Raw genomic sequence first — 24,153 nt, 5'->3', positions numbered from 1 at the left:
TGCTCGCGAATACGGTGTGGCAGTTACCGATGCATTCACTGCAAGACCTCTTCGCGAGCAAGCCCGCTCCCACATTTACAGCGGTGTACCCACTTTATTTGGGGTAACCGGCCCGCTTCATTTCCCGCTCGGTGGTGGTCTGCGCGGCCGTCAGCGCGGCATCGACCGTCTGCTGACCGGTCAGCGCACCCGAGAAGAATTTGCCGACCTGGGTACCAATGGCCTGGAACTCAGGAATGGTCACCAGCTGAATGCCGATATACGGCACCGGTTTTTCGGTCGGTTTGGTCGGGTCCGCCACTTTCAGCGATTCCAGGGTCACCTTGGCGAACGGTGCGGCCTTCATGTATTCATCGCTGTAGGTGGACTTGCGGGTGCCTGGCGGCACATTGGCGACGCCGTCGGTCTTGGCGACCAATGCGCCATATTCCTTGGAAGTGGCCCAGCTGGTGAACACCTTGGCGGCGTCCTTGGCCTTGGAACTGGTGGGGATCGCCAGGCTCCAGGAGTACAGCCACGAAGTGCCCTTGTCGGTCTTCTCATGCGGGGCGAAGGTAAAGCCGACGTGGTCAGCCACCTTGCTTTGGGTTTTGTCGGTGACAAACGAGCCGGCGACGCTGGCATCCACCCAGATCGCGCACTTGCCGCTGTTGAACAGCGCCAGGTTCTCGTTGAAACCGTTGCTGGAGGCACCCGGCGGGCCGGATTTCTTCATGTTGTCGACGTAGAAGTTCAACGCGTCCTTCCATTCAGGGCCGTTGAATTCTGGCTGCCACTTCTCATCGAACCAGCGCGCACCGTAACCGTTGGCCAGGGTGGTGATCAGCGCCATGTTTTCGCCCCAACCGGCTTTGCCCCGCAGGCACAGGCCGTATTGCTCTTTGGTTTTGTCGGTGAGTTTGGCCGCGAATTCGCCGATCTGGCTCCAGGTCGGGTGCTCGGGCATGCTCAGCCCGGCGTCCTTGAACAGGTCGGTGCGGTAATAGGTGATCGAGCTTTCGGCATAGAACGGCAGGGCGTACAGCGAGCCCTTGACCGACAAGCCGTCACGCACCGAAGGAAACACATCGTCGAGGTCGTAGGAAGCCGGCAGATCCTTCATCGGCTCCAGCCAGCCCTTGGCACCCCACAGTGCAGCTTCGTACATGCCGATGGTCAACACATCGAACTGCCCGCCCTGGGTGGCAATATCGGTGGTCAGGCGTTGGCGCAGCACGTTTTCTTCGAGCACCACCCAGTTCAGCTTGATCTCCGGATGCTCGGCCTCGAAGGTTTTCGAGAGCTTTTGCATGCGGATCATGTCGCTGTTATTGACGGTGGCAATGGTCAGGGTTTGCGCGCCAAAGCTGACGGCGCTGAGGGTCATGCATGCTGTCATGCAGGTCGAGGCAAGCAGTACTTTTGCTGTGAACTTCATCGCGCACTCCATTTCCGCGCCCAGGGGCGACGGAAGGACAGTTATTGTTGTTGTGTCTTCCTACAGGGAGCCAGGAAGAGTGTGCGTTGATTACAGCCTTCAAATGCGCCTGTGACAAATCCTTGGGAACACTGGGACTGATACTTTTTTGCACTCGGCATGATCGCTCCCACGCTCCGCGTGGTAACGCCGCCCGGGACGCTGTGCGTCCCTGGTGACGCAGAGCGTCACGGTATGCATGCCCACGCTGAGCGTGGGAACGATCAGTGCTGGGTTTAACGCTCGATATCAGCCAGTACCCGCTCAGCCAACAATCGAGACACCTTGATCAACTGGGCGATACCCAGCGCGCCTTCTCTTCGCGAGCCATCGAGATCAAAGGCGAAATCGCAGGTCAGGGCGTGGGCAGAGGCGAGTGATTCGCTGAGGTTGACCAGTAGGTCTTGAGTGGAGATGCCGTCTTTTACGGTGAATAGCACGCTGGGTGCTGAATCGATTGGGGGATGGTGGTAATCGGTTCAAGCAAGATTCTGCTCAGTCAACCGCTGCACCGCCAACCGCCGATAGTGGGACGGCGTCATACCTTTAAGCTGCTGAAAGCGCCGATTGAAGTTGGAAATATTATTGAACCCCGACTCAAAGCACACATCCGTAACAGCCTTGTCGCCATCGGCCAGCAACTCGCAGGACTTGCTGATGCGCAGCCGATTGACGAATTCAATAAAAGTGCGCCCGGTGGCCTGTTTGAACACCCTGGAAAAATACGTCGGTTTCATCCCGAGATACTCCGCGACTTCTTCCAGCGGCAGCTCACGGGCGTAGTGGGCAAAGATGTAATCCACCGCGCGGTTGGTGCGGTCGATGCTGTGTTCGTCGGCTTGCTGTGGCGTGGTCACGCCGGAGAGCAGTTGGTAGTCGTCACAGGCGCTCAGCACTTCCAGCAGGATGAAGAAGTGCCCCAGACGTGCCATGCCTTGGGCCTCCTCAATGCGCTGCATCAGGGCCATGGCCTGGCCGATGGTTTTTTTGCAGCGAAACTCAATGCCGTACTGCGCACGCTCCAGCAATGGCGTCAGGCTCTTTAGTTCGGCGAAGATGTGGCTGCCGTGTTCGAACAATTCATCGGTGAAGTTCACCAGCATGTCGCGCTTGGGCACCACTTCGCCTTCCTCCACCTGGCTGATCCAGTTGTGGGGCAGGTTGGGGCCGGTTAGGAACAGGCTTTCTGGATAGAAGTTGCCGATGTAGTCGCCGATAAACACCTTGCCCGAGCTGGCGACGATCAGGTGCAGTTCGTATTCCTTGTGGAAATGCCAGCGCACCAGCGGGCAGGGGAAGCCGTGCTGGCGATAGATGATGGACAGACCGTTATGGTCGTCCATCAGCTCGTAGGAAGGGTCGGTGATGCGCGTTGCTCGGGTCATGTTGCCGTCGCTTTATTGTGGTTGCTGCGTAGGATAATGCCCCCTCGCGCTCGACCTCGCCAGCGCCGGTGTTTATACGACGCGGTTTTTTGCCTCGATCCATTGGGACATGTACTGCGTACTTTTATGCGCGTGGTGACGCAGCATGCTGCCGGTGAAGTTGTCACGGCGATGGGCGGCGAGGTTGCCGCGGCATTGCTCCAGGCAGGCTACCAAGGCCGGGCCGTGGAGGCTCTGGGCATAGCGCCGGGCCAGCAGCTGGCGGCCGTGTTCCTGGGCCTGGAGCCAGCGCTCGCGGTCCTGGTAGAGGGCGACGGCAGCGGCGGCCAGGGCCGGCGCGTTCTGCTCGATCGCGCCGGGCCAGGGCTGATCGTCGCCCATGGCTTCGGCGCCGATGGGCGTGGTGACGTTGGGTGTGCCGCACAGCATTGCGTCGACCAACTTGCCCTTGATCCCCGCGCCAAAGCGCAACGGAGCGAGGCAGATGCGCGCGGCAGTCATCACTTGCAGCGCATCTTCGGCCCAGTTCATCACATGAAAGCCCTGCGCCGGGTTGTGCAGCGCGGTGGCCTTGGGCGGTGTGTAAGCGCCGTAGACATGCAACTGGGCGCCCGGCAATTGCTGGCGGATCAGCGGCCAAAGGCTGTGCTTCATCCACAGCACTGCGTCCCAATTGGGCGCATGGCGGAAGTTACCAATGCTCAGAAAGTGCGCGCGGTCTTCAAAGGGGGCAAAGGCTGCGGTCGGAGGCTCCATCATCAACGGGCACCAGTGAAGCAGGGCGGCCGGCACCTTGAATTGCTCGGTGAGCAGGCGGATTTCCACGTCGGAGATTATCAGGCTGATGTCACAGCGATAAATCGCGGCGATTTCACGCTTGGCCAGGTCGGTGTCGGCCATCAGCTGGAACTCTTCATCCAGGTCGGGCGCGAACACGGCGGTGAAGTCGTCACTCTCCGGACGGGCCTTGAGCGCCGCCTTGAGGCGCAAATGCCGGGCGTCGCGCAGGCTTTGCAGGTCGGAGGTTTCCAGCACGCGCAGGGCTTCGGGGCAACATTTTTCCACGCGCCAGCCAAACTGTTCTTCCATCATGAAGCGGTCGAACAGCACGACGTCCGGCGCCAGCTCGCGGATGAAGTCGTCGAAGCTGCTGTTATTGAGCTCGATGGCGCACTCATGGATGCCCAGCGCCGGCAAGTCGGCCTTGTGCTCGCCGATGCTTGCCGGGCTGCTGAAGGTAATGTCCCAACCCTGGGCAAGAAAACTCTCCAGAATCTGCATCATATGCCCGCCCGCAGCCGAGGAACGCGGCTCCGGCCAGACATAACCAATGACCAGGACTTTGGTGGCGAGCTGATTCATGAGGTTGAAATCCAAGCGAATGTTCCAGCTGTATTGCCGGAAAAACGCGAGATTAAATCACATATTTGAGCACTTTCATGCATGGCCCAATCTGGCAATTAAGTTGAATCGTATGATCGCGAAATGAGCTAGCTGACTGTCAACTGTGGCAGTTATGCAGGCGGCGCCCGGTCGCTATGTTGGACGCAGTTTCCCAATGATGTTGATCCGGGAGCCTTCTCGTCCTGTTAGGGAGAACACTTCAACGAAAGATAAAATCTTAAGTCAAGGTAAACCGGAATCGACGCGCTCAAACGAGACCGGTGGCTAGGGCGGCGATACGTTCACCGGGAGTGCCAGCGGTCATACCGGTAACCTGGAGATGCGCTGGCTACAATCGGGCAATAACGTGGCAATTGAGACTTTACGTTATATGTTCAGTGGCAATGGGAGCAGAAATGAAGCGAACATCAATATTCTCGTAACACCGGGGTCCTTGAAGACCAATTCGCCCGATAACATGAAGCAGGACGGTAAGTGGTATGGCTGGGAAGCCAATGGCTCAGTGGTGCTGGATGGCTCCAGCCAGATCACCGTTCAGGTCGAATTCGTTTTTGATATGAGCGGCCCGGATGACCGGAAATTCGTGACCAAAACGTTCAATGTTTAACCTGGGTTCGTAAGTAGCCAAGCTTTGACGCTTGCCCAGCGAGCCGCCTTTGCGGCTCGTTTCTTTAAAAGAATCCGTTTGCGAATAGGTCTACGGGCCCGCTTTGTGGTTAACTTCCGCCTCTCGAATTCGTTTCAATAAACCCAGCATAAGGATTCCGTTCATGGCTCAAGTCACCCTTAAAGGCAACCCGGTCCAGGTTGAAGGCGAACTGCCGAAAGTCGGCGCCAAAGCCGCAGACTTCACCCTGACCGCCGGCGACCTGTCCAACGCCACCCTGGCTACCTTTGCCGGCAAGCGCAAAGTGCTGAACATTTTTCCAAGCGTCGACACCCCGACCTGCGCGACTTCGGTGCGCAAGTTCAACGCCCAGGCCAACGATGTGGAAAACACCGTGGTGCTGTGTATCTCCACTGACCTGCCATTCGCCCAGGCGCGTTTCTGCGGCTCCGAAGGCCTGGAAAACGTGAAGAACCTGTCTGATTTCCGCGATTCTGATTTCGCAGTTGATTACGGTGTGGCGATCGCTGATGGCCCGCTCAAAGGCCTGACCGCTCGCGCTGTCGTGGTACTGGACGAAAACGACAACGTGCTGCACAGCGAGTTGGTCAAGGAAATCGCTGAAGAGCCAAACTACGACGCAGCCCTGGCTGTGTTGAAGTAACTGTTTCTGCGCGTAACTGTCGTTTGGCAGTAACACGTATGATGCATGATTGCGGCCTGGCCTAGTCCAGGCCGTTTTTATTTGCAGCTCAAATGCTTAGCGAAACAGCCGTCAGGCTAAGCGCAGAAGTTAAAAGTTGTAAGCCCAAGGTAAATAGCCGGTAAAGGTGCTTTTCTTAACGCATCCCAGTGCTTATCTTTCAGCCTCCCCAAGTAGAAGCTCTCGCGCCCAATGGTTGATCACTCCATGCAATCCTCCCCCCGCAATTCCCGCCGCTGGCTGTTCGGCCTGCTGGTGCTGCTGGTTATCGCCGGCCTGTGCTGGAAATTCTGGCCCGGCGGCGCGGCCCACAAGGACGCCCCGGCCGGGCACACCGGCAAGGCCGGCATGGCGCGCCCGGGGTTCGGCGGCGCCACCGGCCCGGTGCCGGTGCGGGTTGCGCCTGCGGTGCTGGGTGATTTTCCGGTGTACTACAAGGCGTTGGGCACGGTCACGGCGCTCAACACCATTAATGTGCGCAGCCGGGTGGGCGGTGAGCTGGTAAAGATCGCTTTTGAAGAAGGGCAAATGGTCAAGGCCGGAGACCTGCTCGCGGAGATCGACCCGCGCAGCTACCAGAATGCTTTGCTCCAGGCCCAGGGCACGTTACTGCAGAACCAGGCCCAGCTGAAAAACGCTCAGGTCGATGTCGAGCGTTATCGCGGCCTGTATGCCCAGGACAGCATTGCCAAGCAAACCCTGGACACCGCCGAAGCGCTGGTCCTGCAATACCAGGGCACGGTCAAGACCAACCAGGGCGCGGTCGACGATGCCAAGCTGAACCTTGAGTTCACCAAGATCCGCGCGCCGATTGCCGGTCGCGTCGGCCTGCGTCAGCTCGATGTCGGCAACCTGGTGGCCGCCAACGACACCACCGCCCTCGTGGTGATCACCCAGACCCAACCGATCAGCGTGGCCTTCACCCTGCCGGAAAACACACTGGAGACCGTCCTCGCGCGTTACCACGCCGGCAACAAACTGCCGGTGGAGGCCTGGGACCGTGGCGATGCGAAAAAGCAGGCGGCGGGCGTGCTGCAAAGCCTGGACAACCAGATCGACGTGACCACCGGCACGCTGAAATTCAAGGCGCGCTTCGATAACAGGGATCAGGCGCTGTTCCCCAATCAGTTCGTCAATGTGCATTTGCTGGCCGATACCTTGCACAACGTGGTGCTGGCGCCGTCCGCCGCGATCCAGTTCGGTAACAACGGCACCTTCGTCTACAAGCTCGATGGCGACAAGAAGGTCAAGGTGCAGCCGCTGGTGGTGGGCGACACCGACGGCGACAACACCGTGATCAAGCAAGGCCTGGCGGCGGGTGATCGGGTGGTCATGGAAGGCACCGACCGCCTCAAGGACGGCAGCGAAATCGAAGTGGTCAATGACAGCAGCGAAGTGCCGACCACCCCGACTGAACACCTGCAAGGCAAGCCTGCGGCAAAAGGGGAGACCGGTACTGAGGCCGGCAAGGCGCAAAAGGTCGGCGCATGAACCTGTCACGCCTGTTCATCCTCCGCCCGGTCGCCACCACGCTGAGCATGCTGGCGATTGTGCTGGCCGGCATCATCGCTTACCGCCTGTTGCCGGTTTCGGCCTTGCCCCAGGTGGATTACCCGACGATTCGGGTGATGACGCTGTACCCCGGCGCCAGCCCCGACGTGATGACCAGCGCGGTCACCGCGCCGCTGGAGCGCCAGTTCGGGCAGATGCCCGGCCTCACCCAGATGGCGTCCACCAGTTCCGGCGGTGCGTCGGTGCTTACCCTGCGCTTCAACCTCGACATCAATATGGATGTCGCCGAGCAGCAAGTGCAGGCCGCGATCAACGCCGCCACCAACCTGCTGCCCAAGGACCTGCCGGCGCCGCCGGTGTACAACAAGGTCAACCCGGCGGACACCCCGGTGCTGACGCTGGCGATTACCTCCAAGACCATGCTGTTGCCCAAGCTCAATGACCTGGTCGATACGCGCATGGCGCAGAAAATCGCGCAGATAAGCGGCGTCGGCATGGTCAGCATTGCCGGTGGCCAGCGCCAGGCCGTGCGCATCAAGGTCAACCCCGAGGCTCTGGCGGCCAATGGCTTGAACCTGTCGGATGTGCGCACGCTGATCGCCGCATCCAACGTCAACCAGCCCAAGGGCAACTTTGACGGCCCCACCCGGGTGTCGATGCTCGATGCCAACGATCAGTTGGTGTCTCCCGAGCAATATGCCGAACTGATCCTGGCCTACAGCAACGGCGCGCCTTTGCGTCTGAAAGACGTTGCGCAGATCGTCGACGGCGCCGAAAACGAGCGCCTTGCCGCCTGGGCCAATGAAAACCAGGCCGTGCTGCTCAATATCCAACGCCAGCCGGGCGCCAACGTGATCGAGGTGGTGGACCGTATCAAGGCCTTGCTGCCGAGCATCACCGACAACCTGCCGGCGGGCCTGGACGTGACGGTGCTCACCGACCGCACCCAGACCATCCGCGCGTCGGTTAAAGACGTGCAACACGAATTGCTGATCGCCATCGCCCTGGTGGTGATGGTGACGTTCCTGTTCCTGCGCCGTGTCAGCGCCACGATCATTCCGTCCATCGCCGTGCCGCTGTCGCTGATCGGTACTTTTGGCGTGATGTACCTGGCGGGGTTCTCGGTCAACAACCTGACGTTGATGGCCCTGACCATCGCCACCGGGTTCGTGGTGGACGATGCCATCGTGATGCTGGAGAACATCTCGCGCTATATCGAGGAAGGCGAGACGCCCATGGCCGCCGCGTTCAAAGGCGCCAAGCAGATCGGTTTCACCCTGATTTCCCTGACCCTGTCGCTGATCGCCGTGTTGATTCCGCTGCTGTTCATGGCTGATGTGGTCGGGCGCCTGTTCCGCGAGTTCGCCATCACCCTGGCAGTGGCGATCCTGATTTCCCTGGTGGTGTCCCTCACGCTCACACCGATGATGTGCGCGCGCTTGCTCAAGCGTGAGCCGAAAGAAGAGGAGCAGGGACGCTTTTACAAGGCCAGCGGCGCCTGGATCGATTGGCTGATCGAAGGCTACGGGCGCAAGTTGCAGTGGGTGCTCAAGCACCAGCCGTTGACCCTGCTGGTGGCCATCGCCACTCTGGGTCTTACGGTGGTGCTGTACCTGGTGGTGCCCAAGGGCTTTTTTCCGGTGCAGGATACCGGCGTGATCCAGGGGATTTCCGAAGCGCCGCAGTCGATTTCATTTGCCGCGATGAGCCAGCGCCAGCAGGAACTGGCGAAGGTCATCCTGGCCGACCCGGCGGTTGAAAGCCTGTCGTCCTATATTGGCGTGGACGGTGATAACGCCACACTCAACAGCGGACGCTTGCTGATCAACCTCAAGGCTCACGGGCTGCGCGACTTGAGCGCGACGCAGGTGATCGCGCGTCTGCAACCGCAGATTGACAAGCTGGTGGGCATCCGTCTGTTCATGCAGCCGGTGCAGGACCTGACCATCGAAGACCGCGTCAGCCGCACCCAGTACCAGTTCAGCATGTCTTCACCGGATGCCGAGTTGCTGGCCTTGTGGAGCGACAAGCTGGTGCACGCCCTCAGTCAATTGCCGGAACTTACCGACGTGGCCAGCGACCTGCAGGACAAAGGCCTGCAGGTGTACCTGGTGATCGATCGGGATGCGGCTTCACGCCTGGGTGTCAGCGTGTCGACCATCACCGACGCGCTGTACGACGCCTTCGGCCAGCGGCAGATTTCCACCATCTACACACAGGCCAGCCAGTATCGCGTGGTGTTGCAGGCCCAATCGGGCGAAACCCTCGGCCCGGCCGCGCTCAACCAGATTCATGTGAAGACCACCGACGGCGGCCAGGTGCGGCTGTCGAGCCTGGCCCATGTGGAGCAGCGTCAGGCGCAGTTGGCGATTGCCCATATCGGCCAGTTCCCGGCGGTGATGATGTCGTTCAACCTGGCGCCAGGGGTCGCGCTGGGCAAAGGCGTGGAGCTGATCAACCAGACCCAGAAGGACATCGGCATGCCGATCGGCGTGCAGACCCAGTTCCAGGGCGCGGCCCAGGCGTTCGAGGCGTCGCTGTCGAGCACCTTGCTGCTGATCCTGGCGGCGGTGGTCACCATGTACATCGTGCTGGGCGTGCTCTACGAGAGTTACATCCACCCGATCACCATCCTTTCCACCTTGCCGTCGGCGGCGGTGGGTGCGTTGCTGGCCTTGCTGCTCAGTGGCAATGACCTGGGCATGATCGCGATCATCGGCATCATCCTGCTGATCGGTATCGTCAAGAAAAACGCGATCATGATGATCGACTTTGCCCTCGACGCCGAGCGCAACCAGGGCCTGGACCCGCAGACCGCCATCTATCAGGCGGCGCTGCTGCGCTTCCGGCCGATCCTGATGACCACCCTGGCGGCCTTGTTCGGGGCGGTACCGCTGATGCTGGCCACCGGTTCCGGCGCGGAACTGCGCCAGCCCCTGGGGCTGGTGATGGTCGGCGGTTTGCTGGTGAGCCAGGTGTTGACGCTGTTCACCACGCCGGTGATCTACCTGTATTTCGACCGTCTTGGCCGGCGCTGGCGCAAAGAGCCGCAACGCCTGGAGCCGGTTGAGCCATGAACCTGTCCGGACCTTTCATTCGCCGGCCGGTAGCCACCATGCTGCTGAGCCTGGCGATCATGTTGCTCGGCGGGGTCAGCTTCAACCTGCTGCCGGTGTCGCCATTGCCGCAGATCGATTTCCCGGTGATCGTGGTGTCGGCCAGCCTGCCTGGCGCAAGCCCCGAGGTGATGGCCTCTACCGTGGCCACGCCACTGGAGCGCTCGTTCGGCGCGATTGCCGGCATCACCACCATGAGCAGCTCTTCGAGCCAGGGCTCTACGCGAGTGATCCTGGCGTTCGATTCCGATCGGGATATCAACGGCGCGGCGCGGGAAGTGCAGGCGGCGATCAATGCGTCGCGCAATTTGCTGCCCAGCGGCATGCGCAGCATGCCCACGTACAAGAAGATCAACCCGTCCCAGGCGCCGATCATGGTGCTGTCGCTGACCTCGGACGTGTTGCAGAAGGGCCAGTTATACGACCTGGCCTCCACCATTCTCTCCCAAAGCCTGTCCCAGGTGCCGGGTGTGGGCGAAGTGCAGATTGGCGGCAGCTCCCTGCCGGCCGTGCGCATCGAGCTGGAGCCCAAAGCCCTCGACCAATACGGTGTGGCCCTGGACGATGTGCGCAATACCATCGCCAACGCCAACCAGCGCCGGCCCAAGGGTTCCCTGGAAGACAGCGAGCGTAACTGGCAGATCCAGGCCAACGACCAGTTGGAAAAGGCCAAGGACTACGAGCCGCTGCTGATCCGCTACCAGAACGGCGCGGCGCTGCGCCTGAGCGATGTGGCGAAGATCAGCGATGGCGTGGAAGACCGCTACAACAGCGGTTTTTTCAATAATGATTCGGCGGTACTGCTGGTGATCAACCGCCAGTCCGGCGCCAACATCATCGAAACCGTCCGGCAGATCAAAGCGCAGTTGCCGGCGTTGCAGGCGGTGTTGCCGTCCAGCGTCAAGCTCAACCTGGCCATGGACCGTTCCCCGGTCATCACCGCCACCTTGCACGAAGCCGAGATGACCCTGCTGATCGCCGTGGCCCTGGTGGTGCTGGTGGTGTACCTGTTTCTGGGTAACTTCCGCGCCTCGTTGATCCCCACCCTGGCGGTGCCGGTGTCGCTGGTGGGTACCTTTGCGGTGATGTACCTGTACGGTTTTTCGTTGAACAACTTCTCGCTGATGGCGCTGATCCTGGCGACCGGCCTGGTGGTGGACGATGCCATTGTGGTGCTGGAGAACATCTCCCGGCATATCGACGAAGGCGTGCCGCCGATGAAGGCCGCCTACCTGGGCGCCCAGGAAGTCGGTTTTACCTTGCTGTCGATGAACGTGTCGCTGGTGGCGGTGTTTCTCTCCATTCTGTTCATGGGGGGAATCGTCACCAGCCTGTTCCGTGAGTTTTCCATCACCTTGTCGGCGGCGATCATCGTCTCGCTGATCGTCTCGCTGACCCTGACCCCGATGCTCTGTGCGCGCTGGCTCAAGCCCCATGTCAAAGGGCATATGACCGGTTTGCAGCGCTGGAGCCACCGGATCAACGAGCGCATGGTCGCCGCTTATGCCAGCAGCCTGGACTGGGTGTTGCGCCATCGGCGCCTGACCCTGCTCAGCCTGCTGATCACGGTGGGGGTGAACATCGCGCTGTACGTGGTGGTGCCCAAAACCTTCATGCCCCAGCAGGACACCGGCCAGTTGATCGGTTTTGTGCGCGGCGATGACGGGCTGTCGTTCAATGTGATGCAGCCGAAGATGGAGATTTTTCGCCAGGCCGTGCTCAAGGACCCGGCGGTGCTCAGCGTGGCCGGCTTTATCGGTGGCAACAGCGGCATCAACAACGCGGTGATGCTGGTGCGCCTCAAGCCCATCGCAGAGCGCAAGGTGTCGGCCCAGGCGGTGATCGAGCGCTTGCGCAAGGACGTGCCGCCGGTGCCGGGTGGGCGCCTGTTCCTGATGGCCGATCAGGACCTGCAGTTTGGCGGCGGTCGCGACCAGACCAGTGCGCAATATTCCTACATCCTGCAAAGCGGTGACCTGGCCGCGCTGCGCCTGTGGTACCCCAAAGTGGTGGCCGCCATGCGTGAACTGCCGGAGCTGACCGCCATCGACGCCCGCGAAGGACGCGGCGCGGCCCAGGTCACGCTGATCGTCGACCGCGATCAGGCCAAGCGCCTGGGTATCGACATGAACATGGTCACCTCGGTGCTCAATAACGCCTACAGCCAGCGGCAGATTTCCACCATCTACGACAGCCTCAACCAATATCAGGTGGTGATGGAGGTCAATCCCAAATACGCCCAGGACCCGATTACCCTCAACCAGGTGCAGGTGATCACCGCCGATGGCGCGCGGGTGCCGCTGTCGACCATTGCCCATTATGAGAACAGCCTGGCGGATGATCGCGTCAGCCATGAAGGGCAGTTCGCTTCGGAAAACATCGCGTTCGACATGGCACCGGGCGTCACGGTGGAGCAGGGCACCGCCGCCATCGAGCGCGCGATTGCCAAGGTCGGCCTGCCGGAAGACGTGATCGCCAAAATGGCCGGCACCGCCGACGCGTTCGCCGCGACGCAAAAGGGCCAGCCGTTCATGATTCTTGGCGCACTGGTGGCGGTGTACCTGGTGCTGGGCATTCTTTATGAAAGCTATATCCACCCGCTGACGATCCTGTCGACCTTGCCATCGGCCGGCGTCGGTGCGTTGCTGTCTATCTACCTGTTGGGCGGGGAGTTCAGCCTGATCTCACTGTTGGGGCTGTTCCTGCTGATCGGGGTGGTGAAGAAAAACGCGATCCTGATGATCGACCTGGCGTTGCAGCTTGAGCGTCATGAAGGCATGACTCCGCTGGAGTCGATTCGCAGCGCCTGCCTGCTGCGCCTGCGCCCGATCCTTATGACCACGCTGGCGGCGATTCTCGGCGCCTTGCCATTGCTGCTCGGCGCCGGTGATGGCGCGGAAATGCGCCAGCCCCTGGGCCTGACCATCATCGGCGGCCTGGTGTTCAGCCAGATCCTGACCCTTTACACCACCCCGGTGGTTTACCTCTATCTTGACCGCGCGCGCCATCGCTTCAATGCCTGGCGCGGCGTGCGTACCGATGCTGCCCTGGACACTGCGCTATGAATGATTCAACCAAATCCCGCGTAGGCGCGGGCCTGCCGTGGCGAGGGAGCTTGCTCCCGCTGGGCTGCGAAGCGGCCTCAAAAAAACCTGGGAGCGCTTCGCCCTCCAGCGGGAGCAGGCTCCCTCACCACAGCAGTGCAATGAAGCTATTGGCCGTGCTGATGTGTGGTGTGCTGCTCAGCGCCTGCGCCATCGGCCCCGATTACCAGCGTCCGCCTGTGGTCGAGCCGGCACAATTCAAGCAAGCCCAGGGCTGGCGCCAGGCCAATCCAAGCGACTCCCTGGCCCGTGGCGCGTGGTGGGAGCTGTACGGCGACCGCCAACTGAACGACCTGGTGGTGCGCCTCAACACGGCCAACCAGACCGTCGCCCAGGCTGAGGCGCGTTTTCGCCAGGCCCAGGCACTGGTGCGCAGTGCTCGCGGGGCGTTTTACCCCAGTGTCGACCTGAGCGTCGGCAAAACCCGCGCCAGCCAGGGCACCGGCAGCAGCAGCGCCAGCCTCAGCAGTTCCAGCAGCGGTATTCGCGACACCCTCAACGCGCAGTTGGGCGTGAGCTGGGAAGCCGATGTGTGGGGCAAATTGCGTCGTGGGCTTGAAGCCAACGAAGCCAGCGCCGAGGCCAGTTCGGCAGACTTGGCCGCGATGCGCCTGAGCCAGCAGTCGGAATTGGTGCAAAGCTATTTGCAATTGCGCGTCATGGACGAGCAGACACGTTTGCTGCAAGCCACGCTGGACACCTACCAGCGCTCGCTGCAAATGACCGAGAACCAATACCGCGCCGGTGTTGCCGGCAAAGACGCCATCGCCCAGGCGCGAACCCAGTTCAAGACCACCCAGGCCAGCCTGATCGATTTGATCTGGCAGCGTGCGCAGTTGGAAAACGCCATCGCGGTATTGATCGGTGAAGCACCGGCCAATTTCAGCCTGGCCGTGAGCAAAGACATCCCGGCGTTGCCGCAAATTCCTGTCGGCCTGCCGTCGCACCTGTTGGAGCGGCGCCCGGATATCGCATCGTCGGAACGCTCGGTGATTGCGGCCAACGCCAATATTGGCGTGGCCAAGGCTGCCTATTACCCCGACCTGACCTTGAGCCTGGCGGGGGGCTATTCCAGCAGCACCTATGAAGACTGGGTCAGCCTGCCGAACCGGTTCTGGTCGGTAGGCCCGAAGTTGGCCATGACCTTGTTCGACGGCGGCCAGCGCTCGGCGGAAGTCGACCGCAGCGTGGCCAGCTATGACGAAACCGTGGCCAAGTACCGTCAGACCGTGCTGGATGGGTTCCGTGAAGTGGAAAACTACATGGTGCAGCTCAAGGTGCTGGCCGACGAAGCGGTGGTCAGCAACGAAGCGCTGGAATCCGCCCGCGAGTCGCTGCGCTTGACCGAGAACCAGTACAAGGCGGGGTTGATCGCTTATCTGGACGTGGTAACCGTACAAGCGACGGCCCTGAGCAACGAGCGCACGGTGTTGAACCTGCTGCAATCGCGCCTCGTGGCGAGCGTGCAGTTGATTGCGGCTTTGGGGGGAGGTTGGGACGGGCAGACCTCTCTGCCTGAGAAGAAGTGAGCGGGGTACATGCGCACCCTGGCGCGTATCGGCGATGACGAGTTCGTGTTGCTGGTGCTAGGGCCCAGCCTGACGACACCCAATTCGCCGCAATGGCACAATTCCCCGGCGCAACACCCAACTCCACACAGTATTTCCCATGCTGCAGCTGAACACCGACGCCTTGATGGCCACCCCGTGCAACGACGAAGAACGCGCTTGGCCGAACGTCAAGCCGGCCTGATCAACCGCTCTTTCCAGGTAGCCCGCTTGGGCTGTAAGTCCTTGCAGGGGTACCTACTCGGTCATCCGCTGCCTGATGATCAATTCATCGCTGATATTCAAAAGGCAGCAGGTGAAGCGATGTCGAGTTCACCGTTTGCAGGTACCTGTCAACTCTGACAGTAGCGAGGGCGTTTTGCGGGGCTTAGATTAGACGCCTGAACAGCAGCGCGAGCGATTGGGTCATGAACGCGAATCTTGCAGCGGAGTTTAAACCGACCGGCTCGATGCTTGAGCCTCGTTACTTCCATTGTGCGGTGACTACCGGACTTGGCGTTCTGGTGGTCGCAGGGGCGAGTGGTGTTGAACTTTACGATCCCTTGTCGGGTGAGTGGGCTGCGCGGGCTCCGCTGCCGGTCGCTCGCAATACCTGTGGCACAGCGCTTCTGTCGCCAGGCTTGGTCTTGGTTGCCGCCGGCAGTAATGCCAACTATGCGCTCAGGGACGCCCAACTGTATGACGTTTCAGCCGATAGCTGGAGAGCGGCGGGGCAGTTGCATACTCCCCGCTTCAGCCACACCACAACCTTGCTTGACTCGGGAGAGGTGCTGGTCGTCGGCGGAAATAACCTTGGGCCCTCAGGTTCGCAGGTCCAGGATAGCGTCGAGTTATATGACCCGCTAAGCAACGTCTGGAAGCGTAAGGGCTGGCTTCCCGTTGACACCATGGACCACACGGCGACGCTATTGACGAACGCAAACGTTTTGGTGGCTGGCGGGTACTCCGGCAGTCGAAAAGCGACGTTGGCCAGCGCTTTCATGTATGACACGTCAACCGGCCGATGGACTGAGGTACGCCCCATGCCCACGCCACTCATGCAGCACACGGCAACCTTGCTGCTGGATGGTCGGGTGTTGATCGCGGGCGGATCGACCTTGCCTTTCGGCCCGGCGCAAAGTCGTTCCTACACCTACGATCCCAGGTCAGACAGTTGGGAGCAGTCTGCGATGGGCGTCCCCCGTAAAAATCACAGTGCGATAAGGCTGGCGGCAGGCCAGGTATTGGTGGCTGGCGCCAGCACCATTTCCAGCCCTGAAAATGCCCGGACCGCGGAGTTGTATGATCCTCTTTCCGGGCAATGGACGCTTACAGCACAAATGCCGCATGGACGTTTCGGGCACAGTGCCTCTTGTCTTCCTACAGGAGAGGTCTTGTTGGCAGGAGGGGCGCGGCCCGTTTCCCATCCTGCTCCAGTCTCTTCGGCAGAAATTTTCACGCTTATGCAGGCTACCGGGCGGGACGACTGACCTGTGGCGGTGTAAAACCCCTATGTTGAAGGTATTCTTGGATCCAACTCTAGACATCAGGTTGAATCAGGAGACCGCAGCCATGGACAAAGTCGTCGTCATCACTGGAGGCAGTCGCGGGATTGGCGCCGAGACGGCATTGCTCGCCGCTCGCCACGGCTATCGCATCTGCATCAACTATCAATCCGACGAGCAGGCCGCCCACCGTGTACTGGAACAGGTCCGCGCCCTTGGGACACAGGCCATTGCGGTGCGCGCGGATGTCAGCATCGAAGATGAAGTGATCGCCCTGTTCACGCGTGTCGACGCCGAGCTGGGCCGTGTCACGGCGCTGGTGAATAACGCGGGCACCGTCGGCCAGAAGACCCGGGTCGATGAGATGTCCGAGTTCCGGGTTCTGAAAATCCTCAAGACCAACGTGCTGGGCCCGATCCTGTGCGCCAAGCATGCGCTGCTGCGCATGTCGCCCAGGCATGGCGGGCAGGGCGGCAGCATCGTCAATGTCTCGTCGGGGGCGGCGCGCCTGGGCTCGCCGGGTGAATACGTCGACTACGCGGCCTCCAAGGGCGCGCTCGACACCTTCACCATTGGCCTGTCGAAAGAAGTGGCGGGCGAGGGCATTCGCGTCAACGCGGTTCGCCCCGGCTATATCTTCACCGACTTCCATGCCCTCAGCGGCGACCCGGATCGGGTCAGCAAGCTTGAGTCCGGCATTCCCATGGGCCGCGGCGGGCGCCCGGATGAAGTGGCAGAGGCGATTATCTGGCTGCTGTCGGACAAGGCTTCATACGCCACCGGTACCTTCGTGGACCTGAGCGGAGGTCGCTGAAACCCCATGGCTTAATGTCCGAGGTTTCGCAGTACCTCGTAGCCGTCCTGCGCGAAAGCGACGAGCAGGCGAGCCTCGGAGTTTTTGCGGGTGGAATAGCCCGCGTTGTAAAAGCCGGTGATTTTGCCGTCGTGCCGTTCGCTGTTACCCACGCGACGATCATTCACGTTGTCGAGGACATTGACCACCCGCGCCAGATTATAGGCGGCGCGCGCCCTTGCGTTGGCGTCGGGGTTGGTGGATGTCCAGTCGCCCAGTTGTCGCTTGAGCAAGTCGGTGACGGGGTAGGTGTCCCTGCGCTTGAGCAGGTGATTCACCGCCGGATTGGCGTTGATGATTTGCTCGGCAGAGCGCCGATCATCGACGGGTGGCTCTTCGGGCACGGTAGGCACGCAAAGCCAGTTGTTTTCTGGGCGGCCTTCGCCAAGCGAGTAGGCAGTTGCTGCGGGGAGCATGTTGATGCGCATGATGGTCTCGAAGTGAAGATACACACGCCTGAGTGTCTACGCGGGGGAGCGGGTTCCAAAGGCTGTGTATCCCTGCGTTAAAAAGACCGCACGATCCGCCCCAGCGTCTCCATGGCCTGCTCTGACGCTTCGGTCCACGGGCTGCCGTAGTTCAAGCGAATGCAATTTCTGAACCGCCGGGTCGCCGAGAAAATCGGCCCTGGCGCAATGCTGATGCCCTGGGCCAGGGCCATTTGGAACAGCTTCAGCGAGTCGGTCTGCTCAGGCAATTCCAGCCACAGGAAATACCCGCCGGCCGGCTGGCTGACCCGTGTCTGGGCCGGGAAGTAACGGGCAATGGCCGCAAGCATCGCGCTTTGCTGTTCTTCCAGGGCGTAGCGCAATTTGCGCAGGTGCCGGTCGTAGCCGCCGTGTTGCAGGTAATCGGCAATCGCGGCCTGGGCCGGCATCGACGGGCAGAGCGATGTCATCAGCTTCAAGCGTTCGACCTTCTGCGCGAAGCGACCGGCCGCCACCCAGCCGACGCGGTAACCCGGCGCCAGGCTCTTGGCAAAGGAGCCGCAGTGCATCACCAGCCCTTGGGTGTCGAAGGCCTTGGCCGGTTTCGGCGCATGCTGCCCGTAATACAGCTCGGCATACACATCATCTTCGATCAGCGGCACCTGATGGCTGCGCAGCAACTCCACCAGCGCCTGCTTTTTTTCCTCCGGCACCGTGGCGCCCATCGGGTTCTGGAAGCTGGTCATGCTCCAGCAGGCTTTGATCGGGTAACGCTCCAGGCTTTGCGCCAAGGCGTTGAGGTCGATGCCGTCGCGCGGGTGCACGGGGATTTCCACCGCCTTGAGCTTCAGCCGCTCCAGCACTTGCAGGCAGGCATAAAACGCCGGGGCTTCAATCGCCACCAGGTCGCCGGGCTCGGTGACGGCTTGCAGGCACAGGTTCAGTGCTTCGAGGGCGCCGTTGGTGATCAGCAGTTCCTCCATGGGCAGCATCAGCCCGCCGACCATGTAACGCAGGGCAATCTGCCGGCGCAGTTGCGGGTTGCCGGGGGACATGTCGGTAACCACCAGGCGCGGGTCCATCTCGCGGCTGGCGCTGGCCAAAGAGCGCGCCAGGCGCGGCAGCGGGAACAGCATCGGGCTGGGGAAGGCCGAGCCGAAGGGCACGGTGTTCGGGTCTTTGATCGAATCAAGTACCGAAAACACCAGCTCACTCACATCGACTTCGGTGGACTCATGCACCTGCTCGCTCACCACCGGCTCGGAAAACGGACTGGGCGCATGGGTATTGACGAAGTAGCCAGAGCGCGGCCGCGCGCGGATCAGGCCGCGACGCTCCAGCAGGTAGTAGGCCTGGAACACGGTGGACGGGCTGACGCCGTAGGTCTGGCTGGCGTAGCGCACCGAAGGCACGCGCTGGCCGGGGCCGAGGACGCCGGAGCGGATCAGTTCTGCAATGTCATCGGCGAATTTTTCGTAGCGTTTCATGGGGGCCTGATCAGTATTTCTTAATGGGTACGCAAAGCGACAGTGTGGGAGCAGGCAAGCCAGCGCCAGCATTCAGCGATTCAACGGCGCAACAAAACGGCTGTCGGCAGCACTGTAAACCCACGGCTCATCCACGTCCGTGACCTTGAAGCGCAACGTCTGGGAGCTGCTCGCCGGTGTGCCCGCCAGCAGCGCCACCGACACCGGCACATCGCTGATTTCCCCCGGTGCCAGGCTGATCTGGGTCTTGCCCTGCAACTGGAAACCCTCGGCGTCCACCAGTTCCAGGCGATAGTCCTGGGGCTGCTGAGTCTTGTTGATGACCTTGAGGCTGTAAATGTTTTCGATCAAGCCCTGGCTGTTCTCGCGGAACATGCCTCGGTCCTTGGTCACGTCCAGCGACACCATCGGCCGCTCGATCAAGGCCACCACCAGCGCGGCGATCATGACCAGCAGCACGGCACTGTAGCCGATCAGGCGCGGCCGCAGCAGTTGGGTCTTGCCGCCTTGCAATTGTTGTTCGCTGGTGTAACTCAACAGGCCGCGGGCATAACCCATTTTGTCCATGATCGAATCGCAGGCGTCGATGCACGCCGCGCAACCGATGCATTCCATTTGCAGGCCGTCGCGGATATCAATACCGGTAGGGCAGACCTGCACGCACAGCTGGCAGTCGATGCAGTCGCCAAGGCCGACATCCGCCGGTTTCACCTCGCGTTTACGCGCCCCACGGTGCTCGCCACGGGCGACGTTATAGGCAATGGTCAGGGTGTCTTTATCGAACATCACGCTTTGAAAACGCGCATACGGGCACATGTGCATGCACACCGCTTCGCGCAGCCAACCGGCATTGAGGTAGGTGGCGGCGGTGAAGAACAGCACCCAGAACAGGCTGACGCCGCCCAGTTGCCAGGTCAGCAGCTCAGCGGCCAACGGGCGGATGGGGGTGAAGTAGCCGACAAAGGTCAGCCCGGTCAGCACGCTGATGCCCAGCCACAGCGTGTGCTTGGCCGAACGCCTTGCCAGTTTGTTCAGGCTCCAGGGTGCGGCTTGCAGCTTGATGCGTTGGTTGCGCTCGCCTTCGCTGATTTTTTCGCAACACATGAACAGCCAGGTGAACACGCTTTGCGGGCAGGTATAGCCGCACCACACGCGGCCTGCGAACACCATGATCGCAAACAGGCCAAAGGCGCAGATGATCAACAGCGCCGACAACAGAATGAAGTCCTGGGGCCAGAAGGTTGCACCAAAAATATGGAATTTGCTCTCGGCCAGGTCCCAGAGCACGGCTTGGCGACCGTCCCGGTTCAGCCATACGGTGCCGAAAAACACCAGGCACAAAAAGCCGGCGCCGCTCATGCGCAAAGTGCGGAACAGGCCGGTGAAGCTGCGGGTATGGATCAGGTTATCGCGGGATGCGGCCTTCACCTTCTTCGGGTGAATGGGCTCAAAGGTTTCCACGGTGGGGATTCGTTCGCTCATGGTCGTTCGCTCATCACCCTCCATCAGGCGAATGAACTATGCGCGGCGCGCTGTTTGCATAACAGACTCAGCCACGTGGATAAAAAGCGGATCAGATGGGCTGCCGGCGCCTACCTGCGACATAACGCTGCACCCCGTGGCGTCAGGGGCGCAGCGTTATTGCGAAGGTGTTGATACGGATCAATCAGATGACCGAACCCGGTTTGTCGGCCTTGACATGTTGGCGTCCGTCGCTTGCACCGGCGACGGTCAGCGCGTCGGCCTCGGCTTCAGTGATGTAGATGCGTTCTGCCGGCAGTTCGACGTATGACATGGATTTATCGTCGTCGGTCAGCACCGTGACGCGGGTCGCGGGCACGCTGTGTTCCTGGCCCTGGTCATCAAGGATGAAATAGCACAGTTGGTTGTCAATACGGATAGGCATACCTGTGTCCTCTGCATGGGCTGTTAAGGGTTAGGAGCCTGCGAGTTATGAGGGTTCCACGCAACTGACTGACGGTCGCCGCTGTCCATCGTTTATCAATAATCACAAAAAGGCGGTATCAAAAAATGGACGCTTGGTTGCATGAAGCGTGGCAAACCCTGCAGGCTGAATTTGCCGATATCGGCGACGCCAGGCAGCTCACCCAGATCACCGTGCGCCTGCTGATGGCCGCGCTCCTCGGTGGCATTCTAGGTTTTGAACGCGAGAGCAAGGGCAAGGCCGCCGGGGTGCGCACGCACATGCTGGTGGCGTTGGGCGCAGCGCTGTTTGTAATGGTGCCGCAGATGTCCGGCAACCAGGCCGATGCCATGAGCCGGGTGGTGCAGGGTGTGATCGCCGGGATCGGCTTCCTCGGCGCCGGCACTATTATCAAGGGCAAGGATGATGACGCCGGCCAGGTCAAAGGCCTTACCACCGCTGCCGGCTTGTGGATGACCGCTGCGATTGGGGTCTCGGCCGGTTTGGGTCGGGAATCGACAGCGGTACTGAGTACGTTGCTGGCTTTGGCGGTGTTCAGCGTGATGCCGAAAATCGTCAAGCGTTTCGAGAAGGACTGACGATGACGGGCGGCATCGTGGTGGGTGGCTCCTGCACCGGTGGCGGCTCATTCTCCGGCGGTTCCTGCTCTGGAATCGGCGCAGGCTCGGTGGGTGGCAGGGTCGGCGTGTCGATATTCGGGTCCGGGGTTTTCGCCGGGATCGGTATGCTCATGGGTGTGGCCTCCTTTGTGCTTGGCTCTACCGGTGGACAGTCAGGGGTGGGAATTGATTCCCCGCCCGGTGGCGGTATATCCACCTGAACTTTTGCACGCAGCCCAAGCTCGGACTTAATAGGGCGTTGCTCATGCAGCGCCGCCATCTTATGCATTCAGATTAAGCACAGAGCGTCCACGGGGCGTAAGGGGAATAGGCTCGATGACTGCTGAAACACGGGTTCAAGAAGACTCTTTATTGCCGTTATCCCAAGCGCTGCTGTTACCCAGAATCGCGATTGAAAGCACCATGCCGGTGATCGACGGCGGCGAGTTTGCCGTCAAAGCGGTGGTTGGCCAGCAGGTCAACGTCACCAGTAAAGTGTTCGCCGATGGCCATGACAAGCTGGCGGTGTTGGTACGCTGGCGCCCGCTCGGGCAGGAAAACTGGCACAGCGTGGTCATGAATGATGTCGGCAACAACGGCTGGGAAGGTGCATTTACCGTCACCACCCAGGGGCCTCATGAGTTTTGCATCGAGGCCTGGATCGATACCTTCGCCAGCTTCTGTTATGAGTTGCGTAAAAAGCATGAAGCCGGCGTGCCGGTCAGCCTGGAGCTGCAGGAAGGCCGCAGCCTGGTGCTGCAGGCCGCCGAGCGCAGTGACAACGAGCTGCGCGACCGCTTGATGCTGCTGCACCACGAACTGTCCGGCCTGCTGGAAACCGAGCAGGTCGCGCAGTTTCTGCACGAAGACAGTGCGCACCTGATGACCCAGGCCGACCACCGCGCCTATTTGAGCATCAGCAGCGTCTACCCGATTGATGTGGAGCGCGAGCGCGCGCAGTTCGCCAGCTGGTACGAGCTGTTTCCCCGCTCGATCACCGACGATCCGGCCCGCCATGGCACGTTCAACGATGTGCATTCGCGCTTGTCGATGATCCACGACATGGGCTTTGACGTGCTTTACTTCCCGCCGATCCATCCCATCGGCCGCAGCCACCGCAAGGGCAAGAACAACTCCCTGACCGCAGGCCCGGACGATCCCGGCAGCCCATACGCGATCGGCAGCGAGGAGGGCGGGCACGAAGCGATTCACCCGCAACTGGGCAGCCGTGAGGATTTCCGTCGCCTGGTCAAAGCCGCCGCCGACCACGGCCTGGAAATCGCGCTCGACTTCGCCATCCAGTGTTCCCAGGACCATCCGTGGCTCAAACAGCATCCGGGCTGGTTCAACTGGCGCCCGGACGGCACGATTAAATACGCGGAAAACCCGCCGAAAAAGTACCAGGACATCGTCAACGTCGACTTTTATGCGGCGGATGCGATCCCCGGCCTGTGGACCGAATTGCGCGACGTCGTGGTGGGTTGGGTGGAAGAGGGCGTCAAGACCTTCCGCGTGGACAACCCGCACACCAAGCCGCTGCCGTTCTGGCAGTGGTTGATCAGCGACGTGCGCAGCAAATACCCCGAGGTGATCTTCCTGGCCGAAGCCTTTACCACCCCGGCAATGATGGCGCGCCTGGGTAAAGTCGGCTATTCCCAGAGCTACACCTATTTCACCTGGCGCAATACCAAGGCCGAACTGAGCGAGTACTTCACCCAGTTGAACCAGTCGCCGTGGCGCGAGTGCTACCGGCCGAATTTCTTCGTCAATACGCCGGACATCAACCCTGGCTTCCTGCATGAGTCCGGCCGGCCGGGTTTCCTGATCCGCGCCGCGCTGGCCACCATGGGCTCGGGCCTGTGGGGCATGTACTCCGGGTTCGAACTGTGCGAAGCCGCGCCGGTGCCGGGCAAAGAGGAATACCTGGACTCGGAGAAATACGAGATCCGTCCGCGCGACTTCACCGCGCCCGGCAACATCATCGCCGAGATCGCCCAGCTCAACCGCATCCGCCGCCAGAACCCGGCGCTGCAGACGCACTTGGGGCTCAAAATCTACAACGCCTGGAACGACAACATCCTGTACTTCGGCAAGCGCAGCGAGGATGGCAGCAATTTCGTGCTGGTAGCGGTCAACCTCGACCCGCACAACGCCCAGGAAGCGCACTTCGAACTGCCGCTTTGGGAAATGGGATTGCCGGACGACGCCCAGACTCAGGGTGAAGACTTGATGAACGGCCATCGCTGGACCTGGTACGGCAAGACCCAATTCACCCGGCTGGACCCGCAGATGCCGTTTGGTATCTGGCGCATTACCGTTTCCTGAGAGTCGTGGAGATCAAAAGCGTGGGAGCGGGCTTGCTCGCGAAGGCGGTGGCTCAGTCAATATATTCGCTGCTGACACACCGCTTTCGCGAGCAAGCCCGCTCCCACGCTTTTGATCTCCACGACTCTCAGGACACGGTACTGCGCCAGATACCAAACGGCATCTGCGGGTCCAGCC

Annotated in this window: 20 protein-coding genes; 11 read left to right on the top strand and 9 right to left on the bottom strand. The window is 61.0% G+C overall.

Annotated features, from left to right (window positions below; genetic code table 11):
* Positions 1 to 94: 94 nt before the first annotated feature.
* The 4 genes from Q1V60_RS07645 to Q1V60_RS07630 form a co-directional block, all read right to left on the bottom strand.
* Positions 95 to 1,417: a sugar ABC transporter substrate-binding protein gene (locus Q1V60_RS07645; RefSeq protein ID WP_300628915.1), complete on the bottom strand. Its 1,323-nt coding sequence runs from the start codon at positions 1,415 to 1,417 to the stop codon at positions 95 to 97.
* 275 nt (positions 1,418 to 1,692) lie between these two features.
* Entirely contained in the window at positions 1,693 to 1,896 is a 204-nt protein-coding gene (locus Q1V60_RS07640) for a DUF6124 family protein (RefSeq protein WP_300628913.1), read from the bottom strand.
* A 39-nt stretch (positions 1,897 to 1,935) separates the two neighbouring features.
* Positions 1,936 to 2,841 (bottom strand): AraC family transcriptional regulator, encoded by a 906-nt coding sequence (locus Q1V60_RS07635; RefSeq protein ID WP_300628911.1) that lies wholly within the window; start codon positions 2,839 to 2,841, stop codon positions 1,936 to 1,938.
* A gap of 72 nt (positions 2,842 to 2,913) precedes the next feature.
* Positions 2,914 to 4,203, bottom strand: coding sequence for a glycosyltransferase (locus Q1V60_RS07630; RefSeq protein WP_300628909.1), 1,290 nt, complete (start codon positions 4,201 to 4,203; stop codon positions 2,914 to 2,916).
* Between the two features lie 361 nt (positions 4,204 to 4,564).
* Here Q1V60_RS07630 and Q1V60_RS07625 point away from each other — a divergent pair, with 361 nt between their 5' ends.
* From Q1V60_RS07625 to Q1V60_RS07585, 9 genes are all read left to right on the top strand, one after another.
* Positions 4,565 to 4,852, top strand: a complete 288-nt coding sequence (locus Q1V60_RS07625) for a hypothetical protein (protein ID WP_300628907.1) — start codon at positions 4,565 to 4,567, stop codon at positions 4,850 to 4,852.
* Positions 4,853 to 5,015: 163 nt separating this feature from the next.
* A complete protein-coding gene (gene tpx / locus Q1V60_RS07620) occupies positions 5,016 to 5,516 on the top strand; it encodes a thiol peroxidase (protein ID WP_043051500.1) in 501 nt (166 codons plus the stop codon).
* Between the two features lie 231 nt (positions 5,517 to 5,747).
* Positions 5,748 to 7,046, top strand: coding sequence for an MdtA/MuxA family multidrug efflux RND transporter periplasmic adaptor subunit (locus tag Q1V60_RS07615; protein WP_300628903.1), 1,299 nt, complete (start codon positions 5,748 to 5,750; stop codon positions 7,044 to 7,046).
* Positions 7,043 to 10,144: an MdtB/MuxB family multidrug efflux RND transporter permease subunit gene (locus tag Q1V60_RS07610; protein ID WP_300628902.1), complete on the top strand. Its 3,102-nt coding sequence runs from the start codon at positions 7,043 to 7,045 to the stop codon at positions 10,142 to 10,144. The genes Q1V60_RS07615 and Q1V60_RS07610 overlap by 4 nt, the downstream gene beginning before the upstream one ends.
* Positions 10,141 to 13,248, top strand: a complete 3,108-nt coding sequence (locus Q1V60_RS07605) for an efflux RND transporter permease subunit (RefSeq protein ID WP_300628901.1) — start codon at positions 10,141 to 10,143, stop codon at positions 13,246 to 13,248. The genes Q1V60_RS07610 and Q1V60_RS07605 overlap by 4 nt, the downstream gene beginning before the upstream one ends.
* A gap of 140 nt (positions 13,249 to 13,388) precedes the next feature.
* Complete coding sequence (locus Q1V60_RS07600) at positions 13,389 to 14,816, top strand: efflux transporter outer membrane subunit (protein WP_300628900.1); 1,428 nt, start codon at positions 13,389 to 13,391, stop codon at positions 14,814 to 14,816.
* A gap of 9 nt (positions 14,817 to 14,825) precedes the next feature.
* Positions 14,826 to 15,197 (top strand): hypothetical protein, encoded by a 372-nt coding sequence (locus Q1V60_RS07595; protein WP_300628899.1) that lies wholly within the window; start codon positions 14,826 to 14,828, stop codon positions 15,195 to 15,197.
* 65 nt (positions 15,198 to 15,262) lie between these two features.
* Positions 15,263 to 16,324 (top strand): kelch repeat-containing protein, encoded by a 1,062-nt coding sequence (locus Q1V60_RS07590; protein WP_300628898.1) that lies wholly within the window; start codon positions 15,263 to 15,265, stop codon positions 16,322 to 16,324.
* A gap of 82 nt (positions 16,325 to 16,406) precedes the next feature.
* On the top strand, positions 16,407 to 17,153 hold the full coding sequence (locus Q1V60_RS07585) for an SDR family oxidoreductase (protein ID WP_300628896.1): 747 nt from the start codon (positions 16,407 to 16,409) through the stop codon (positions 17,151 to 17,153).
* Between the two features lie 11 nt (positions 17,154 to 17,164).
* On the opposite strand, the gene Q1V60_RS07580 is transcribed toward Q1V60_RS07585, so the two are convergent.
* The 4 genes from Q1V60_RS07580 to Q1V60_RS07565 form a co-directional block, all read right to left on the bottom strand.
* Positions 17,165 to 17,620 carry a hypothetical protein gene (locus Q1V60_RS07580; protein ID WP_300628895.1) on the bottom strand — a complete coding sequence of 152 codons (456 nt, stop codon included), beginning with the start codon at positions 17,618 to 17,620 and terminating at the stop codon, positions 17,165 to 17,167.
* Between the two features lie 77 nt (positions 17,621 to 17,697).
* Positions 17,698 to 19,107, bottom strand: coding sequence for a GntR family transcriptional regulator MpaR (gene mapR, locus Q1V60_RS07575; protein WP_300628894.1), 1,410 nt, complete (start codon positions 19,105 to 19,107; stop codon positions 17,698 to 17,700).
* A gap of 72 nt (positions 19,108 to 19,179) precedes the next feature.
* Positions 19,180 to 20,589, bottom strand: coding sequence for a cytochrome c oxidase accessory protein CcoG (gene ccoG, locus Q1V60_RS07570; RefSeq protein WP_300628893.1), 1,410 nt, complete (start codon positions 20,587 to 20,589; stop codon positions 19,180 to 19,182).
* Positions 20,590 to 20,773: 184 nt separating this feature from the next.
* Positions 20,774 to 21,013, bottom strand: coding sequence for a DUF3203 family protein (locus Q1V60_RS07565; protein ID WP_300628892.1), 240 nt, complete (start codon positions 21,011 to 21,013; stop codon positions 20,774 to 20,776).
* A gap of 125 nt (positions 21,014 to 21,138) precedes the next feature.
* Here Q1V60_RS07565 and Q1V60_RS07560 point away from each other — a divergent pair, with 125 nt between their 5' ends.
* Positions 21,139 to 21,630 (top strand): MgtC/SapB family protein, encoded by a 492-nt coding sequence (locus Q1V60_RS07560; RefSeq protein ID WP_300628891.1) that lies wholly within the window; start codon positions 21,139 to 21,141, stop codon positions 21,628 to 21,630.
* On the opposite strand, the gene Q1V60_RS07555 is transcribed toward Q1V60_RS07560, so the two are convergent.
* Positions 21,608 to 21,784 (bottom strand): hypothetical protein, encoded by a 177-nt coding sequence (locus Q1V60_RS07555; RefSeq protein WP_300628889.1) that lies wholly within the window; start codon positions 21,782 to 21,784, stop codon positions 21,608 to 21,610. The two genes, Q1V60_RS07560 and Q1V60_RS07555, sit on opposite strands and share 23 nt — an antisense overlap.
* 203 nt (positions 21,785 to 21,987) lie before the next feature.
* Here Q1V60_RS07555 and Q1V60_RS07550 point away from each other — a divergent pair, with 203 nt between their 5' ends.
* Positions 21,988 to 23,976 (top strand): alpha-1,4-glucan--maltose-1-phosphate maltosyltransferase, encoded by a 1,989-nt coding sequence (locus Q1V60_RS07550; protein WP_300628888.1) that lies wholly within the window; start codon positions 21,988 to 21,990, stop codon positions 23,974 to 23,976.
* Positions 23,977 to 24,153 lie beyond the last annotated feature (177 nt).

Origin of the sequence: Pseudomonas sp. (assembly GCF_030147005.1) — a bacterium.
In the GTDB taxonomy this organism is placed as follows: Bacteria; Pseudomonadota; Gammaproteobacteria; order Pseudomonadales; family Pseudomonadaceae; genus Aquipseudomonas.
The sequence above is the reverse complement of the archived record's forward strand: the minus strand, read 5'-3'. Positions and strand labels throughout refer to the sequence as shown.

Coding starts and splice junctions, on each gene's coding strand:
- Q1V60_RS07645 (WP_300628915.1), bottom strand. CDS start 1,417: ATGAAGTTCACAGCAAAAGTACTGCTTGCCTCGACCTGCATGACAGCA.
- Q1V60_RS07635 (WP_300628911.1), bottom strand. CDS start 2,841: ATGACCCGAGCAACGCGCATCACCGACCCTTCCTACGAGCTGATGGAC.
- Q1V60_RS07630 (WP_300628909.1), bottom strand. CDS start 4,203: ATGAATCAGCTCGCCACCAAAGTCCTGGTCATTGGTTATGTCTGGCCG.
- Q1V60_RS07625 (WP_300628907.1), top strand. CDS start 4,565: ATGCGCTGGCTACAATCGGGCAATAACGTGGCAATTGAGACTTTACGT.
- tpx (WP_043051500.1), top strand. CDS start 5,016: ATGGCTCAAGTCACCCTTAAAGGCAACCCGGTCCAGGTTGAAGGCGAA.
- Q1V60_RS07615 (WP_300628903.1), top strand. CDS start 5,748: ATGGTTGATCACTCCATGCAATCCTCCCCCCGCAATTCCCGCCGCTGG.
- Q1V60_RS07610 (WP_300628902.1), top strand. CDS start 7,043: ATGAACCTGTCACGCCTGTTCATCCTCCGCCCGGTCGCCACCACGCTG.
- Q1V60_RS07605 (WP_300628901.1), top strand. CDS start 10,141: ATGAACCTGTCCGGACCTTTCATTCGCCGGCCGGTAGCCACCATGCTG.
- Q1V60_RS07600 (WP_300628900.1), top strand. CDS start 13,389: ATGAAGCTATTGGCCGTGCTGATGTGTGGTGTGCTGCTCAGCGCCTGC.
- Q1V60_RS07595 (WP_300628899.1), top strand. CDS start 14,826: ATGCGCACCCTGGCGCGTATCGGCGATGACGAGTTCGTGTTGCTGGTG.
- Q1V60_RS07590 (WP_300628898.1), top strand. CDS start 15,263: ATGAACGCGAATCTTGCAGCGGAGTTTAAACCGACCGGCTCGATGCTT.
- Q1V60_RS07585 (WP_300628896.1), top strand. CDS start 16,407: ATGGACAAAGTCGTCGTCATCACTGGAGGCAGTCGCGGGATTGGCGCC.
- Q1V60_RS07580 (WP_300628895.1), bottom strand. CDS start 17,620: ATGCGCATCAACATGCTCCCCGCAGCAACTGCCTACTCGCTTGGCGAA.
- mapR (WP_300628894.1), bottom strand. CDS start 19,107: ATGAAACGCTACGAAAAATTCGCCGATGACATTGCAGAACTGATCCGC.
- ccoG (WP_300628893.1), bottom strand. CDS start 20,589: ATGAGCGAACGAATCCCCACCGTGGAAACCTTTGAGCCCATTCACCCG.
- Q1V60_RS07565 (WP_300628892.1), bottom strand. CDS start 21,013: ATGCCTATCCGTATTGACAACCAACTGTGCTATTTCATCCTTGATGAC.
- Q1V60_RS07560 (WP_300628891.1), top strand. CDS start 21,139: ATGGACGCTTGGTTGCATGAAGCGTGGCAAACCCTGCAGGCTGAATTT.
- Q1V60_RS07555 (WP_300628889.1), bottom strand. CDS start 21,784: ATGAGCATACCGATCCCGGCGAAAACCCCGGACCCGAATATCGACACG.
- Q1V60_RS07550 (WP_300628888.1), top strand. CDS start 21,988: ATGACTGCTGAAACACGGGTTCAAGAAGACTCTTTATTGCCGTTATCC.